Source organism: Holophagales bacterium (assembly GCA_016719485.1).
Taxonomy (GTDB): domain Bacteria; phylum Acidobacteriota; class Thermoanaerobaculia; order UBA5066; family UBA5066; genus UBA5066.
On sequence record JADJZB010000002.1, the window covers coordinates 191649 to 207282 of the forward strand.

Here is a 15634-nt window from a genome sequence, read left to right on the forward strand (position 1 = left end):
GGGGAGAAGGACGATGGCAACCTCGAAGGCGAGCCACGAGCGACTGCTCTCGAGCATCGAGACGACCTACCGGCTGGCCGAGCGCAACTTCGACAGGCTCTTCGCCGCGGCGGCGACGCCCCAGGCCAGGGAGCAGGTGAGGGACCTCTACGGCGCGGCGCGCGACGCCTACTGGAAGGCCGTCGTCGCCTCGCTCGAAGACCACAGCAGCGTCGTGTCGTCCATCCACGACGACCTGAAGCGGACGAACCGGGAGCTGAAGAAGTCGCTCGAGAGCCTGGAGGACGTTGCCAGAACGCTCGCCGTCCTGACCGAAGCGGTGAAGCTGGCGGCCTCGCTCGTGACGCTCGGGGCGGTGTAGGGCGCGTCGTCCCGCTGAACGATCAGGGCCCTGACGGCGGGGCGAGGAGGAGCCCCAGGAAAGCGGCGTCGGAGAAGCCGGTTCTCTCGCCCCGGAGCGCACGAAGAATCCCCTTCGCCTGCCTCACGACGACCAGGGAACGTCCACGGCTCACGTAGAGCCGCTGGTCGCCCGCACCCGCCGCGAAGACGAGGTCGCGCGGGACGCCGGGCACCTCCCACAAGGAGGCCGCGTTCCGCCGGAGGACGGGAATACTCAGCGCGAGAGGCCGGTCGATCGGCCGGTTCAGCCACCAGCTCAGGCCGTAGCGTGGGTTCGCCGCCGTCCCCTCGAAGCAGGCGTCCAGCGCTTCCGGGTCGAGGAGTGCGACGCCGTTCCGCCTCCCTCCGAGCCTCACGAGCTCCCCGAGCTTCGCCCAGTCTCGCGCCGTCAGCGCCGCTCCCGAGGGGAGGTGCGGGTTGCCGTCCACCCCCCGCCTCCACCGCCCCGCGGAGAGACCGATCGGGTCGAGGACCCTTCGCCGAAGGTACTCGAGCGGCCCTTCGCCCCGCGGAGCGAGCTTGCGGCGCATCACCTCTCCGAAGACCTGGAACGGCACGGCCCCGTAGGAGAAGCGCTGGCCCGGTGCGTCGGCCAGCGGCGCTGCGACGGCGTCGGCGTACGTGGGAACCCGGCCCCTCTCGCCCCCGGTCTTCACGCCGCTCGTCAGGCTCAGGAGCTGCCGAACCGTGACCTTCGCTTTTCGCGGGTCGACCCGCCACTCGGAGATCGAGTCGACGACCCTCTCGTCGAGGCGCAGGAGACCGTCCTTCACCGCCGCGGCCGCCATCACGCCCGAGAAGCTCTTCGTCCCGCTCGCCAGCTCGTGCGGGCGGGTGGCGGCGCCCCCGTTCGGGTAATCCTCGAAGACGACCCGGCCTTCGACCAGCACGAGGAAGGAGATCCCCTCGCGCGCGGCGCTGTACGCGGCGGCGGCGTGCAGCGCCTCGATGGGAGGAGAGGACGGTGGGGTGGCCGTTCCGGCGTTCGCCCGAGCCGCCAGCGCCGCAGCGAGGAGGAGGATGGCGCGTCTCACGGCGGATTCGACGCGCGGGACCCGGTACCGGTTGACCCTTGCCGATCGCCGACGGCGTTCGCGCGGGAATCGGCCCTCGGAGTCCCGTCGCGCTAGACTGATCCGTCCGCGGCGCCGGCCACGACGTACCGTGGACGCGGAGGGCACGATGCGACAGATCGGGCGGGCCCGCTGGCTCCCCATCGTCCTTGCGGCAGCCGTCTTCATCGTTCCGATCCTTCCGTCGGCGCGCGCGTTCCCGGGCTCGGGCAGCGCCCGGGTCGTACCCTTCGGAGCCCTGGCGACTCCGCCGGTCATCTACGTCCCGGCATCCGCGCACGCCGGGGGAGCGAACGGGGCCGACTGGCGCACCGACCTGCAGATCCACAACGCGGGAACGGCGGCGACGACCGCCACGATCGCCCTCCTCGTCCGCGACGCCGCGAACCCCTCGCCCCAGACGCGGACCGTGCCCGTGGCGGCCGGGACCTCGGTCCGGCTGCCGGATGTCCTCCTGAACACGTTCGCGTTCACGGGCGCCGCGGCGCTCCGGGTGACCTCGTCTTCCGATCGCCTCGTCGTCACGAGCCGCACCTACAACCTCGTCGGCCCCGGCGCCGCGGGGCTCCCGCAGGGATCGTCGTTCGGCCAGTTCGTGCGCGGCGTCTCCGAGGAAACCGCCATCCCCTACGGACAGGAAGGCCGGCTCATCCAGCTCACGCAGCGCGACGCCTCGAGCGGCCTCGACTTCCGGACGAACGTCGGCTTCGTCAACCTCACGGCGTCCACGCTGGAGATCCGAATCGACCTCTACCGGTCGGACGGGACCTGGCTCGGGGCGCGCTCGGGGGACGAGACGCGGCTCAGGGCGTACGAGTTCCGCCAGCTCACGGAGGTGATGAAACCGTACGGCACGATCGCCGACGGCTATGCCGTGCTGCGCACGACGACGCCCGGCGGCCGCTTCCTCGCGTTCGCCACCGTCATCGACAACCATCTCTCGGGCGACCCCGTCTTCGTTCCCGCCGCGGTGACGAGCGCCGCCGCCGCGCCCACGCCCACTCCCACGCCCACTCCAACCCCCCCGACGGGCGCCCGGCCGAACCTCGTCCTCCACCAGCCCGCGGGCTGGTCGGAGTGCTTCTCGGCCAGCTCTGCCGCGGGCTGCTGCAACGACACGGTCTGCTGCGTGCCGTCGCTGTCGACCTTCTCGAGCACCTACATCCAGTTCTTCCTCGCGAACGCGGGCAGCGCGATGCTGACCGGACCGGTGGCCTTCGTCCTCCTCATCGACGGCGCCGTCGCGGGGAGGGCGGGCTGGACGAACGGCACGGGGCTCGACTGGGGGTACGGCCTCGTCCTCACCTGGGAGTTCAAGGGCGCCGTTTCGCCCGGCGCTCACAGCCTCCAGCTCGCGATCGACCCGGACGACGAGATACCTGAGTCGAACGAGGGAGATAACGCTTGCAACATCCTGGCCACGTGGGGCGGCGAGCCGCTCGTCACGCTGCCGCTCTCGGCCGGGCCGTTGACCGCCGACCAGCTCGAGGCGGGAGCGCCGATCCCTCTCGGCGGCCGCGTGCCGCGCCGCGCGCTCGCCGCGGCTGGCGAGACCTGGCTTCCGGCCACGGCGCACGCCTCCGGCCTGAACGGAGCGAACTGGCGGACGGACCTCGAGATCCACAACCCGGGCTCGACGGCCGCGAGCTTCGCGCTGCAGCTCCTCCCGCGGGACGCGAACAACACGACGCCGGCGGGGGAGCTCGGCTTCTCGCTCGACCCGCAGAAGTCCGTCCGGTACGTCGACGTCCTCGACTCGGTCTTCCGCTTCACCGGAGCCGCCGCACTCCGCATCGTGCCGACCGCGGGGACGGTCGTCGCCACGAGCCGAACCTACAACCTCGTCGGCGCGAACCCGGTCGGCCTGCCGGTCGGGGCGTCCTTCGGGCAGTTCGTGCCGGGTCTGCCGGAGACCGCGGCGATCTCGTCCACGGAGGAAGGCCGCCTCATCCAGCTCACGCAGCGCGACTCGGGGAGCGGCACGGAGTTCCGGACGAACATCGGCATCGTCAACACCACCGGCGCAACCGTCGACGTCCGGCTCGACTTCTTCAGGGCGGACGGGACGTGGCTCGGCGTGAAGCAGGGGAGCGACACGCGCCTCCCGCCCTTCGGCTTCCGCCAGCTTTCGGAGGCATTCGCGCCGTGGGGCGCCGTCGCCGACGGCTACGTCGTCGCGCGCCCGACCACGGCGGGCGGACGGATCTTCGCGTTTGCGACCGTCATCGACAACCACCTCTCCGGCGACCCGATCTTCATCCCGGCCGAGCGGATGGCCGCCTCGGCGATCCCGACGCCGGGCCCGACACCCACGCCGACCGCGACGCCGACGCCCGGGGCGGGCGTCATTGCAGGTCCGGGTGGGACGACGATCGCCCTGCCGCCGGAGACCGCGTCGAGCGGCGCCTCCGTCACGCTCGTCGCGGGCGACGGGACGACGCTGCCGAAGGCGGGCGAGACGCTCGTTTCCACCGTCGTGAAGACGAGCGTCGACGGCACGGGTGTCGCGATCGGGAACGGGACGTTCACCGTCACGCTCCCCGTGACCGGCGCCGTGTCCGACCCGGAGAAGCTCCTCCTGAAGGTGGCGGTCTCCACCGGCCGCGTCTACCCGGTGGCGGGCGTCTACGACAGCACGAAGAAGACCTTCACCGCCGAGCTGATGAAACTCTGGGACGGCTGGACGATGGGGGTCGTCACGAACCCGGGCCTGACCGTGACCTCGACGACCACGCCGGGCCCCGCTTCCGACGTCTCGACGACGGGCTGGGCCACGCCCACCGACTGGGAGACGTGCGAGTTCCGTGTCGTCGACGACGCGCACGCGGCCTCGGCCGCGTTCAAGAGCGGCATCCCCAGCGGCATGAAGAGGGCGTGCGAACACCTGCGGGGCGCCGAGTTCCGGTCGCCGCAGCTCTGGATGGACCGCAGCCGGAACCGGAAAGAACGCGTGTTGCACCTCGTCCAGGGGACCGGGCCGAACGACCCGGAGACGTCGTTCTCGCTGTCCACCGGAGAGGAGGCCGAGGCTTTCTCGATCGCCGGCTACACCGACGCCCAGATGCAGAGCCTCGGGCAGGTCTACTTCAACTGGGACGGGTGGACCGCCGTCGAGCAGCCGAACGGCTGGTCGTACGAGAACATCACGATTCACGAGCTCCTCCACGCGGTGCAGGCGGGGTACGACTTCCGCGGCAAGTGGTGGCGATCGGGAGAAACGTGGCGGCATTCGGCGCTGGGGATCATGGAAGGGACGGCGACGCTCGTCGGGCAGGCCTTCCAGTCGAACCCGAATGGCATCTACGGCGGCGACATTCCCGTACGCTTGCCGGATCCGCCGGCGAAGGTCGACCAGCCCGTCCTCTGGCCCTCGGGCGTTCAGGCCTACGCCCGCCAGGACTTCTTCGCCTACGTGGCCAAGCGCTGGAACGGCGGGAGCCTGCGCGACCTTCGGTGGCTCTTCCAGCACCTTTCCGACCAGACGGACAAGCAGTTCGGCAAGTCGGCCGAGGAGTACTGGACGCTCTACCGGAAGGCGATGGACATTCATTACCAGAGCGCCTTCGGCATTTCCCTGCCCGAGCTCTACGCCGAGTACGCGCGCGACCGGGCCTACAGGCACGAGACGCCCGCGCTCCTTCGCGCAGCAGACTCGAGCCTGAAGAAGAACTCTCTCGACCGCTCGCTCTTCATCGACGCGCCCACGTTCGATCCCGCCGCAGGCACGCCCCTCGAGCTCAAGGACATCTGGCCGCTGGCGGCCCGCGCGGTCACGGTCCCGGTGTCCGGTGCCGCTCGGGCTGCGAAGAAGCTCACGATGACTCTGTCGCTCAAGGGCGCCACTCTCGGCAGGCAGGGTCTGCGGATCTTCGTCTACCCCGAGAAGGACGGGGTCCTCGAGCCAGGGACCGACCTGGAGCTGACCGACCTCAGCAAGCCCGTGGAGGTCCCCGTCGGTCCGGAGACGGCCATGCTGACGGTCCTCGTCTTGAACGGGTCGGTCGCGCCGGACCTCGCGACCGTGACGTTCTCGTCGTCGAGCGGGCCGTCCATCACGACCGGAGACTTCTGCAACCTCGCCGTCGGCCAGGCTCTGACGGTCGAAGGCTCGGGCTTCGGCGCCGTCCAGGGCAACAGCGTCTTTCACTTCGGTGGGCTTACAGGGAACCTCGCTCGCATCACGTCCTGGTCCGATACCCGGATCACGCTGGTCGTTCCCGATCCGTTCGCCGCGGAGCCCGGAAAGACGTCGGACGCCGGGGGTGCCGGCGTCTGCCGAAGCAGCGGAAGCATCGGGTGCAGCAAGTCCGTGTCCTACGTCATCACTCGCAACGGGACGTTCCCCACTATGGATCCCGTCGGCTACAACTACTGCAAGTCGCACTTCTATTACTGACCGGCCGGGTCGAATCGAGAGCAGCAACATGGTTCCCTGGAGCGCTCTCGGTACCTGGATACGCTCTCCTGACACGGATACGCCGGGAGAGCTCCGAGGTTCAGGGCTCCTGTCGTGCCGGGGGCGAGGGGCCGACCGAATCTACCCGCACCCGTAAGGAGACCATTCGCAGTGGACATCCCACGAATATTCAACGTCACAGAAGGGGCTCACCGCATCCACAACCCGATCACACCCGAGAAGCTCGCCACTCTCGGCGCGGCGCTGCGTCTGGAGTCCGGGGCCCGAGTGCTCGACCTCGGCAGCGGTTCGGGGGAGATGCTGTGCACCTGGGCACGCGATCACGGCGTCGTCGGCACCGGCATCGACATGAGCGAGTCGTTTACCGCGCAGGCGAAGCTCCGTGCTGAAGAGCTCGGCGTCGCCGATCGAGTCCGTTTCATCCATGGCGATGCGGCCGGCTATGTCTCTGCCGAGAAGGTCAGCGTGGCCGCCTGTGTCGGCGCCACCTGGATCGGCGGCGGAATCGTCGGCACGATCGAGCTTCTGGCGCGGAGCCTGCGTACCGGAGGGATCATCCTGATCGGCGAGCCCTACTGGCGGCAGGCACCGCCGACGGAAGAGGTGGCCAGGGGGTGTCTTGCCAACGCAGTCGCCGACTTCCTCATGCTCCCGAAACTCCTGGCGTCCTTCGGCCATCTCGGCTACGACGTCGTCGAGATGGTTGTGGCGGACCAGGACGGCTGGGACAGATACGAGGCGGCAAAATGGCTCACGATGCGCCGTTGGCTCGAAGCGAATCCTGACGACGAGCTCGCGAAAGAGGTTCGGGCGAAGCTGACCTCGGAGCCGGAACGGTACGCCGCCTACACGCGTGAATTCCTGGGCTGGGGTGTGTTCGCGCTGATGCCACGGTAAGGCCACGCGACTGAGATCCCGGCCGAGGAGGTCTGCGCCCATGCCCGGCCGCGACGCGCCTCGTAGAGCCGGCTTCCACCCCGACACCGTACCCAGCTTACGGCCAGCCTCGCGGGGGCGATGGGAGGGAAGCGCGGGGCCCCGGTGGCTACGCGGTCGTCCCGACCGGATGCGTCGGACAGTTGCGGCGATAGTGCTCGCGCGCCTTGACGCGGTTTCCACAGATCTTCATGTCGCACCAGCGCCGTGAGCGGTTCTTGCTGCGGTCGACGAAGAACCTGCGGCAGGTCGGGTGGTTGCAGCGCCGGACGAGCGCGAGAGCCTCGGGCGAGGAGAGGAGCCGTGCCGCCGCGAGGACGACGGGGCCGAGCAGGGACTCGGGTCGCTCGCCTGTGACCGTGAGCCTCGGCGTGAGAGCGCCTGCGGCCGGGCAGAGGACCACCGCCGCCTGAGCGGCGGCGAGGCGCTCGTTGAGCAGACGCAGGTCGTCCGCAGCCGGAGGACGGCCCGCGAGCAGCGCGGTCAGGATGCGGCAGAGGCCGTCCCGGAGCCTGAGGGCGCGCCGGAAGGTCGTGCGCGCCACGCGCGGGGTCGCGGCTTCCAGGGCGCGCAGCGCGCCGGCGACGCGCGGCGTCATCAGTGAGGCCGCCGCCCCCCAGTCGACGAGATCCCGCCAGGACGTCAGTGCTTCCTCCGGCATCGGGCCGTCGTGGTACTCGCGCGTGTTGACGAAGTCGAGGCCCAGGTCCCCGGCGATGAACTCGAATGCCACCGTGTCACGGCCTCCCTGCATAACCAGCATAGCGCACTTGACCGGTTAGGGCGCCGGCTCTACGCTTATAACCGGCGTAGCGCAGTTAGATGGTTAGGAGATCGAGCCGTGAGCCTCCCCCCAGCGGTCCCGTCCTCGTGCCCGCCGTCGCGCATCCTGCTGATCCTCGCGTTTGCGGCGGTCTTCCTCGTTTGGGGCACGACGTTCCTCGCCATCCGCTACGCCGTCGAGACGATCCCGCCGCTGACGACGGCCGCGGTCCGTCACGGGGTGGCAGGAAGCGTGCTGCTCGCGCTCGCCTGCCTGCGCGGGTACCGGCCGCACCGCGCGGACTGGGTGGCGGGCGTCGTGCTGGGAGCGCTGTTCTTCCTCACGGGGCACGGGCTTCTGCACTGGGCCGAGCTGCACATCGCTTCCGGGCTCGCCGCCGTCCTCATCGCCACCGAGCCGCTGTGGATCCTCGCGATCGGCGCCGCCGTGGGCCGGCAGAGGTTCAACCGGGCCAACGTCATTGGGCTGCTGCTCGGGCTCACGGGCGTCGCGCTGCTCACCCTGCCGGAGCTCGGCGTGGTGCGCCCGGCCGGCTGGGCCATCCTCGCGACGCTGCTGAGCTCGCTCGCGTGGGCGCTCGGCGTGGCCGCGGGACCGTTCCTGAGGCTCCCCGTAGACCCGCTCGGGCGTGCCGCCGTGGCCGCGCTCTCGGGCGGCGCGATGCTGCTCGCGCTCGCTGCCGTAACGGGAGATCTGGCAGCGTTCCAGCCGAGCGAGGTGTCCGCCAGGTCCGCTCTCGGGCTCGCGTACCTGATCACCTTCGGCTCGGTCCTCACCTTCGGGGCGTTCATCTGGCTGCTGCAGCACGTGTCACCGGCGGTCGTGGCGACGCACGCGTTCGTCAACCCCGTGGTCGCAATCCTGGCGGGCTGGGCGTGGGCCGGCGAGCCGCTCAGCGGCGAGCTGGCGCTCGCGGCGGCGGCGATCGTCGCGGCGGTGGTGCTGATTCAGAGGGGGGAGCGCTCGCCGGTGGCGGCGAAAGCCCTCTGAGATCGGTCATCCGAGGTACGATTCAAATGAGGTCTTCCTGGACGTGAATACCGCCGCTCTCTGCCTCGCAGTCTGCATCGTGGGCTTCTTCGTGTCGGTCGTGCTGCTGGTTCTCGGAAAGAGCAGTGCGAAGTGGCCGAGGGCCGATGGCGTGGTTCTCTCGTCACGCGTCGTACGCCGCAGGAGCAGAACCCCCTACGTCTCCGCTCGCGTCTCCTATGAGTATCGAGTGCTCGATCGTGTCCACCGTGGTTCCCGAATCGCCTTCGGCTATCAGGGCATGAGTGATTCCGGCGATAGCGCCGAGAGCATCGTGCAGCGCTTTTCCACTGGCACGCGCCTCTCGGTTGCCTATCTCCCAGGATGGCCTTCTCAATCAGTCCTCATTCCTGGCATTCGCAAACGCGTGTTTCTCTGGCTCGTCTTCTCCCTCCTGCTCGGCCTCGTTTGTCTCAGTCTCTACGCGTCGGGTCACACCTAGCTCTGTTCGCGCCGGGGCCATGATCCGATCAGGCGTTTCACATCATCGCGGTCAGGAGGTCACATGAAGGCGGCCACAATCATCCTGCGAAGTCTCATGGGCCTGTTGTTCGTCTTCGCATCGTTGTCCTTCTTCCTCGAGCTCATAACCCCTCCGCCACAGACAGGCGCGATGAAGCCCTTCAGCGACGGGATGGCGGCTTCGGTCTACCTCCTTCCGACGGTGAAGGCGATCGAGCTCATCTCCGGCGTCGCGTTCCTGACGGGCCGGTTCGTCCCGCTCGCAACGGTGCTGATCGCACCGATCATCGTGAACATCACGCTACTTCACGCGTTTCTCGATCCGAAGGGTCTCCCTGTCGCCCTCTTCCTCGTCCTCGCGAGCTCATTCGTGGCCTACGCCAACCGGGAGAGCTACAAGCCCCTGCTGAGGCCATAGGCCGAGCGCCCAGAACCGGGCGAGAACGCGTTCGATCGCAGCGGGCTCATTACCGTTGTCGCCCTCGTTCTCGCCTCTAACTTTCGCCCCAGGAGTCCCATGCCGCTTCCGCTGGATCCGCTCGCACCTCCTGATTTCGACTTCGTGATCGGCGACTGGCGCGTTCATCATCGGCGCCTGAAAGCGCGGCTCGCCGGCTGTTCCGACTGGGATGCGTTCGACGGCCTGTCGTCGACCCGCAAGACGATGGGGGGCTTCGGAAACGTCGAAGACAACCAGATCTTCCTGCCCGGAGGCAGCTACCGGGCTGTCGCGATCCGCTCGTACGATTCGCAGGCCCGCACGTGGTCGATATGGTGGCTGGACGGGCGTTCCCCCCGTGCCCTCGACACACCTGTCGTCGGCAGCTTCAGCGGAGGTGTCGGCACGTTCTTCGCGGATGACACTCTTGACGGCCTTCCCATCAGGATCCGGTTCACGTGGTGCATCTCCGCCGAGGGCAACCCCCATTGGGATCAGGCCTTCTCAACCGACGGGGGCGTCACCTGGGAGGTCAACTGGGAGATGGAGTTCGTCCGTCTCGACAAGACGGACCCTTCTCTCGCACACTGAGTTCACGCGCTGAACGGAGTCGACATGTTCATTCCCGTCTGGCTGCTCGTCGTTCTCGCTTTCGCGGCGCTTGGTCTCGCCGGCTGGACGTACCTTCTCGCGTCGGGGAGGAATCCGCTCCCGTTCCCCGACCCCGGGTCCCGCATCTTCTCGGCCCCGACACCCGAGGCGAAGGAGGCCGTCGTCGCGTTGCTCGGACGCCACGGGCTCCGCGAGCGCTTCCGGTTCGACAGCAGCGGGATCCGGCGCTCGATCCTCCAGGACGGGACGATCATCAACTGCTCGCCGCCGGAGGTGCTTCGCAAGCTCGACTCCGCCGGAGCCAGCATCGGGATCGTCTCGACGGACCCGGTCGCGGACGCCGAAGGCGCCGCTGCGTTCCTTCGCGGCCGGGGTTTCGAGGCCCGTGTGGAACGGGACGCCGAGCCCGAGCTGCCGATCGCATTCGTGGTGACGAACGCCTTGTCGTGCACGGTCCTGAACTTCCGCAGGCACGTGATCCACCTCCCACGGCCGACGCCGGTTCGCGGCGGCGCCGGGGCCTGAACGCGGCGCTCCTGCCGCGGCGTCGCTGCCGCCGCAGACAGCCGGAGTCGGATGAAGATCACCGGCGAACTGCTCCTCCTGCAGCTGGCCTCCGCAGCGCCCATCCTCTCGACGACACCCTCATCCGCGGGGCGCGGTCCGCACACCATCGTGCTCAAGGAGGGAGCGGACGAGGGCGTTCGTCCCGACGATCGACGAGGCCGTCTGCCGGGCCGCTGACGCCCGGGGCTAGGCGCCACACGTACGGTCGTGGTACTCCATCCGTCCGGGAGGTCCTATGAACCCGTTTCTCCGCCTTCTCCTGATCCTTCTTCCCTTCACGACGCTCTCACTGAAGGCAGAATGGCGTGCCACTACGCCAGCAGCCGCAGAGTCCGTGAAGGCGCCCCGCATTGCTGCAGCCCTGAAGGCTGCGATGCGCTTTGACATGGCGATTCTGGCGAAGGACGCCGTCGTGTTCGAAAGCATGTTCTCCGACGATGCCGTCGTGAACAACCCGTTCAACAGGATCGCCACGAAGCAGGACGCGGTCAACAACCTGAGGACCGGCCTGATCGACTACACGAGCCTCGATCGATCCGTCGAGTACGCCGCTCTGCGTGGAACACACGAGGTCGTGCTCATGGGTGAAGAGACACTGACCCCTGTAGGCAAAGCCAGATTCGCTGGCAAGAGCGTCCGCCGCCGCACCACCGAGATCTGGACTGACGTTTCGGGCTCCTGGCAACTCTCCTTGCGCCAGGCGACCATCTATTCCGCGGAGTGATCGAGCACGCGCTCTCGAAGGCGGAACGTCACGCCGAGGCTGCGATCGGGAGGGTGAAGTGGAAGGCGCTCCCCTCGCCCAGCCTGCTCTCGGCCCAGATCCGTCCCCCGTGTCCCTGCACGATGCACTTGGAGATGTAGAGACCGAGCCCCAGGCCGCGACGGTCCGTCGCGTCGACCTGGAGGAACCGTTCGAAGATGGACTCGAGCCGGTCCTCGGCGATGCCGATGCCGGTGTCGCTTACCGTGAACGCCAGCTCGTCCCCGATGCATTCGAGCCGGACGACGACCTTCCCGCCTGCAGGGGTGAACTTGATCGCGTTGCCGAGCAGGTTCGCGAGCACCTGCAGGACCCTGTCGGGATCGAAGGCGCCGGCGGTCGCCGGAGGCATCGTGTCCGCCTCGAGACAGAGCCCGGCCGCCGAGGCCTGCGCGTGGAACGTGTCCACCGCTTCGGCCACGACGTGAGAGGGGTCGGCCACTTCACGCGTCACCGCGAGCATTCCGGCGTGGATGCTCGCGACGTCGACCAGGTCTCCGACGAGGCGGTCCATCCGGGCCGCCGCGCGCTGGATGCGCTGGGTATACGGGAGGATCTGGTCTGGAGGATCTCCCCGTGCGACGAGCCTCGAGATCAGCGCGGCGAGGCTGACGACGCCGCCCAGCATGTTGCGTATGTCGTGGCTGACGATGCCCAGGAATTCGTCGCGCGTCGCGATGACGTCGTCGGAGCGGGCGCGCTCGCTGAGAAGGTCCCTGTCGGTTGCGTCGCGCTCGCGCGAAAGAATGGCCAGGTGCGCGGCTCGTTCGGACCGCACCGTTTCGTCCGCGTCCGCTCTCTCCTTGCGGACGACCTGGTCCTCCCGATCTCTTTCGATCGTGACTCCATCTACAGGCGGCACGCTCGAGGGCCGGAGCCCGCGATCCGTCCGCGCCCGCGTCGCTGCGAGCACCCGGTCCGCGCGCGCCCGGGCGCGGTTGATGACGGCGTCGGCCGTGTCGTCGAGGAGAGCGAGCTCCGCGCCGAAGGCCAGATCCGCCCTCTCGCGTTCGAGGCGCAGGCTTTCGTCCGTCTGCTGGCGTTCGGAGTTCTCGAGGTCGACAGTCATGGTGGAAGTGTACCGGGGAGAGCCTCGCCATCGACGCGTTCGGCGTTTCAAGACCGCCCGAGCGCCATCGCCTGGCTGCTCGAGGAGCTCGCGCCTACACTCGTGTCGGGAGGTACCTCATGAGTTCCGGGAGTACTCACATTGACGGTTCGCCAGCCGCGCGATGCCTCGCCGCGAGAGCCTCCTGCCTGGCGCTCCTGCTCTTCGCGGTCGAGGCGGCCGCCCGGGTGATCCCGAGCGCCCCCGTCTCTCGCTGGCCCGTCATTCCATCCGTCCAGAAGCGCGCCGCGCGGCATGCGGTGGTCGTCGAGCTCGTCACCTATGGAGCGTCGTGCTACTACTGCGTTGCGACCCGCGCCCGGGTCGTCGTCCACGATGCGCTGGGTATCGAGGAGCCACGGGACGTGACGCCAGGCGGAACACCAGCAGACTTCTCCGCGGCGGCGGCCTGGGAGGGTGCCGACGGGACCCTGCGGCTTCTCGTGAGCGGAAACGTCGGCCTTCCGGGCGATCCTCCACAGGCGGGGAGCATCCTCTACAGCCCGAACGGCGGAACGACGTGGAGCCGGGTCGCGCTCCCCGCGGGATCTGGCCTATGGGCCCCGGAACCTCCCTGGAAAGACCTCGGCGGGCCAATGGCGTACGCCGTCGGCTCGCCGATCCGGCTCGGGACGGCCGAAGTTCCCTTCGTCCTCTCGGTCGTGAGCTCGGGCGCCGCTGGCATCTGGGGGGTGCGCGCGGACGGCTCGGCGTACTCCCTCACCCCGCCGAACCTGGGCGGCCAGCTCCTCGGCTCGGACCTGGGTGGAACGAGGTTCCTCGCGCTGCTCTATCCGGCGCCCCCCGCGAATGCCGCACAGAGCCCGTGGACGCTCTCGGTTCTCGACCTCTCCGGGAACATGTCGAAGATCTTCGACACTTTTCATTTCGCGTGGAACCCGTGGATGGAGGGATGGATCACTCCCGACGGGAGCGCGTACATCAACGTGGACTGGACCTGGGGCGGCAACCGCGTCTCCCCCTCGAAGCCTCCGATTCTTCCGTCGACCCGCTCCCTCGTGCTCTGGAAGGACGGGACCCTCAAGGAGGTCGTTTCGTCCGAGACGGGGAGTGTGCTCGGCGTTCCCACCCCGAGCTTCTCGGGAGCGTGGATCGTCCGCCGCGACAACGAGTCGACCTTCCTCGCGTCCCACAGCGACGCCGGTGGCCTCGTCGAAGCCTGGCGGGACGCATCCGGGCCTCGCATATCCGGGATCTTCGCCGCGGACTCCGGGCAACGCCTCCTGTTCCTCAAGACGCACCTGGGGCGAAGCGAGCCCGGATCGTTCGATCTGGCCGTCTGGAACGTCGGTGAGCCCGCGCCCGCCACCTGGGACCGGGTCGCCCTGAGCGCAGAGGGGTCTCCCACGCTCCTGCACCTCGACGTCGATGCGGCGGCAACGGCGGGAGCTTCGGTATTCGTCGACCCCGGGTCGCCACTGAGCATCGCCACACCCTCGGGGGAGCCCTGGCCGCCGACGTCGCCAGCGTTCTTCCCTTCGGCACCGCTGACGCGGTTCTCCCTTTTGCAGCAGCTCGTGATTCCCGCGTCGGCGCGAGTGCCGGGCCTCTTCGGTGCCAGCTGGCGCACCGACCTGATCCTGCGGAACCCGGGAGAGAGCCCTCTCCCGGTCACGGTCCGGTTCCTGCCGAACCCGGAGACTTCGACCTCCGCGCCCGACGCGAGCGTGACCATCGGCCCGCGCGCGATTGCCGTCCTCCCCGACGTGCTCGGAAGCCTCTTCCACCTCGATCGCGGGTCAGGGGCTCTCCTCCTGCTCCCGGCTTCCGGCGGGACGCTCGAGGCGACGAGCCGGGACTACACCGTCTCCTCGTTGGGCGCCTACGGAATGGCCGTCGACGCCGAGGACGTCATCGTCGCCGCCCGCCCCGGGTATTCACAGCCCTTCTCGGCGGGGCTTTTCGGTTCGGGCTTCCGCACGAACCTCCTCTCCTGCGATCTCTCGGGGGAAGGATCTCGCGCATCGCTCGTCCCGTCGGCTGCGGGCGGGACGGCTGGGGGGCCGCTCTCCATCGAGGTCCCGCCCGGCGGCCAGGAGCAGCTCGATGACGTGGCGAACCGGACCGGCACGCCAGGTGCCTCGACCGGCTCCTTCCTCGTCACGTCCGGCTCCGGCGCCGCCCTGACCGGCTTCACCGCCATCGACAACGCGACGAACGATCCGATGTGGTCCGGGCCGGACGTCCGTCCCGGGTTTCTCGACATTCCCGCCGTCGTCCATTCCGATGGCGCGCACGGAGCCCGGTACCGGACGGATCTCTTCTTCTTCAACCCCGATGCCGTCGTCCGCTCGGTCCGGCTGCGCGCCGTACTCTGGGATGAGCCCGGCAGGGAGCTCTGGGCGAGCGTGATCCTCGCGCCGGGCGAGTCGAGGCGCGTTCCGGATGCTCTCTTCACCGTCTTCGGCCTGACCGGCGTGGCCCGGCTGAGCCTCGAGACCGGTTTCCCGAGCGGCGGCGTTTCGACGACGTCGCGCACGTACACGCTCCTCCCGGACGGCTCGACGTACGGCATGCACGTGCCTCCTCTCGTCGCCTCGCAGGTCGCCGGGCGCGGCGAGAAACTCGAGATCCTCGGCCCGACCGGGGGAGCGTCCTCTCGCACGAACCTCTCGCTCGTGAAGCTCGACGCCCGTCCGGGCCTGGTGCATGTCGAGATCCTCGACGAGAACGGGACGCTTCTCGATGCGTTCGACCAGGAGATAGCAGGCCGGGGCGGCGTCCAGGTGAACGACCTCTTCCGCACGCGCGGACTCGGCGACGGCCCGAGGGCGGCCCTCCTCCGTCTTTCGCTGCTTCTCGGCGACCCATACGAATACGGAGCCAGGCTCGCGGCCTACGCCACGACGATCGACAACGGCACGAACGATCCCGTCTACTTCGTCGGCCGCCTCGCGACGGGGGACTGAGGCACTCGCCCCAGCCTTTCCCGCGTTCGTCACGCCGTTCACGGCGCCGGACCCATTCCCGTGGCAGGTGAAGAATCGCGGCCACAACCTGGAGCCGGGAGGTCCGAAGCGG

At 69.0% G+C, this 15634-nt stretch carries 13 protein-coding genes; 10 read left to right on the plus strand and 3 right to left on the minus strand.

Features of this window, described 5'->3' with window-relative positions:
• The first annotated feature begins 13 nt into the window (after window positions 1-13).
• Window positions 14-361 carry a hypothetical protein gene (locus tag IPN03_00885; protein ID MBK9372313.1) on the plus strand — a complete coding sequence of 116 codons (348 nt, stop codon included), beginning with the start codon at window positions 14-16 and terminating at the stop codon, window positions 359-361.
• A 22-nt stretch (window positions 362-383) separates the two neighbouring features.
• Here the strand turns inward: IPN03_00885 and IPN03_00890 are convergent, their stop codons facing one another.
• Complete coding sequence (locus tag IPN03_00890; GenBank protein MBK9372314.1) at window positions 384-1619, minus strand: beta-lactamase family protein; 1236 nt, start codon at window positions 1617-1619, stop codon at window positions 384-386.
• Between IPN03_00890 and IPN03_00895 the strand changes: the two genes are divergently transcribed.
• Both IPN03_00895 and IPN03_00900 read left to right on the plus strand, forming a co-directional pair.
• Entirely contained in the window at window positions 1585-5871 is a 4287-nt protein-coding gene (locus tag IPN03_00895) for a hypothetical protein (GenBank protein MBK9372315.1), read from the plus strand. The genes IPN03_00890 and IPN03_00895 overlap by 35 nt on opposite strands.
• Before the next feature lie 171 nt (window positions 5872-6042).
• On the plus strand, window positions 6043-6789 hold the full coding sequence (locus tag IPN03_00900; GenBank protein ID MBK9372316.1) for a class I SAM-dependent methyltransferase: 747 nt from the start codon (window positions 6043-6045) through the stop codon (window positions 6787-6789).
• A 148-nt stretch (window positions 6790-6937) separates the two neighbouring features.
• Here IPN03_00900 and IPN03_00905 read toward each other — a convergent pair whose 3' ends face one another.
• On the minus strand, window positions 6938-7561 hold the full coding sequence (locus IPN03_00905) for a CGNR zinc finger domain-containing protein (GenBank protein MBK9372317.1): 624 nt from the start codon (window positions 7559-7561) through the stop codon (window positions 6938-6940).
• A gap of 108 nt (window positions 7562-7669) precedes the next feature.
• Between IPN03_00905 and IPN03_00910 the strand changes: the two genes are divergently transcribed.
• From IPN03_00910 to IPN03_00935, 6 genes are all read left to right on the plus strand, one after another.
• Window positions 7670-8602 (plus strand): EamA family transporter, encoded by a 933-nt coding sequence (locus IPN03_00910; GenBank protein ID MBK9372318.1) that lies wholly within the window; start codon window positions 7670-7672, stop codon window positions 8600-8602.
• Between the two features lie 43 nt (window positions 8603-8645).
• On the plus strand, window positions 8646-9083 hold the full coding sequence (locus IPN03_00915; GenBank protein MBK9372319.1) for a DUF3592 domain-containing protein: 438 nt from the start codon (window positions 8646-8648) through the stop codon (window positions 9081-9083).
• A gap of 63 nt (window positions 9084-9146) precedes the next feature.
• A complete protein-coding gene (locus tag IPN03_00920) occupies window positions 9147-9521 on the plus strand; it encodes a DoxX family protein (GenBank protein MBK9372320.1) in 375 nt (124 codons plus the stop codon).
• Between the two features lie 99 nt (window positions 9522-9620).
• The gene (locus IPN03_00925) at window positions 9621-10133 is read left to right on the plus strand and encodes a DUF1579 domain-containing protein (GenBank protein ID MBK9372321.1); all 513 of its coding nucleotides are present in this window, start codon (window positions 9621-9623) and stop codon (window positions 10131-10133) included.
• A gap of 24 nt (window positions 10134-10157) precedes the next feature.
• On the plus strand, window positions 10158-10679 hold the full coding sequence (locus tag IPN03_00930) for a hypothetical protein (GenBank protein MBK9372322.1): 522 nt from the start codon (window positions 10158-10160) through the stop codon (window positions 10677-10679).
• A gap of 277 nt (window positions 10680-10956) precedes the next feature.
• The gene (locus IPN03_00935) at window positions 10957-11445 is read left to right on the plus strand and encodes a nuclear transport factor 2 family protein (protein ID MBK9372323.1); all 489 of its coding nucleotides are present in this window, start codon (window positions 10957-10959) and stop codon (window positions 11443-11445) included.
• A gap of 28 nt (window positions 11446-11473) precedes the next feature.
• On the opposite strand, the gene IPN03_00940 is transcribed toward IPN03_00935, so the two are convergent.
• A complete protein-coding gene (locus tag IPN03_00940; protein MBK9372324.1) occupies window positions 11474-11998 on the minus strand; it encodes a hypothetical protein in 525 nt (174 codons plus the stop codon).
• 674 nt (window positions 11999-12672) lie between these two features.
• Here IPN03_00940 and IPN03_00945 point away from each other — a divergent pair.
• The gene (locus tag IPN03_00945; protein ID MBK9372325.1) at window positions 12673-15522 is read left to right on the plus strand and encodes a hypothetical protein; all 2850 of its coding nucleotides are present in this window, start codon (window positions 12673-12675) and stop codon (window positions 15520-15522) included.
• The last annotated feature ends 112 nt before the right edge of the window (window positions 15523-15634 follow it).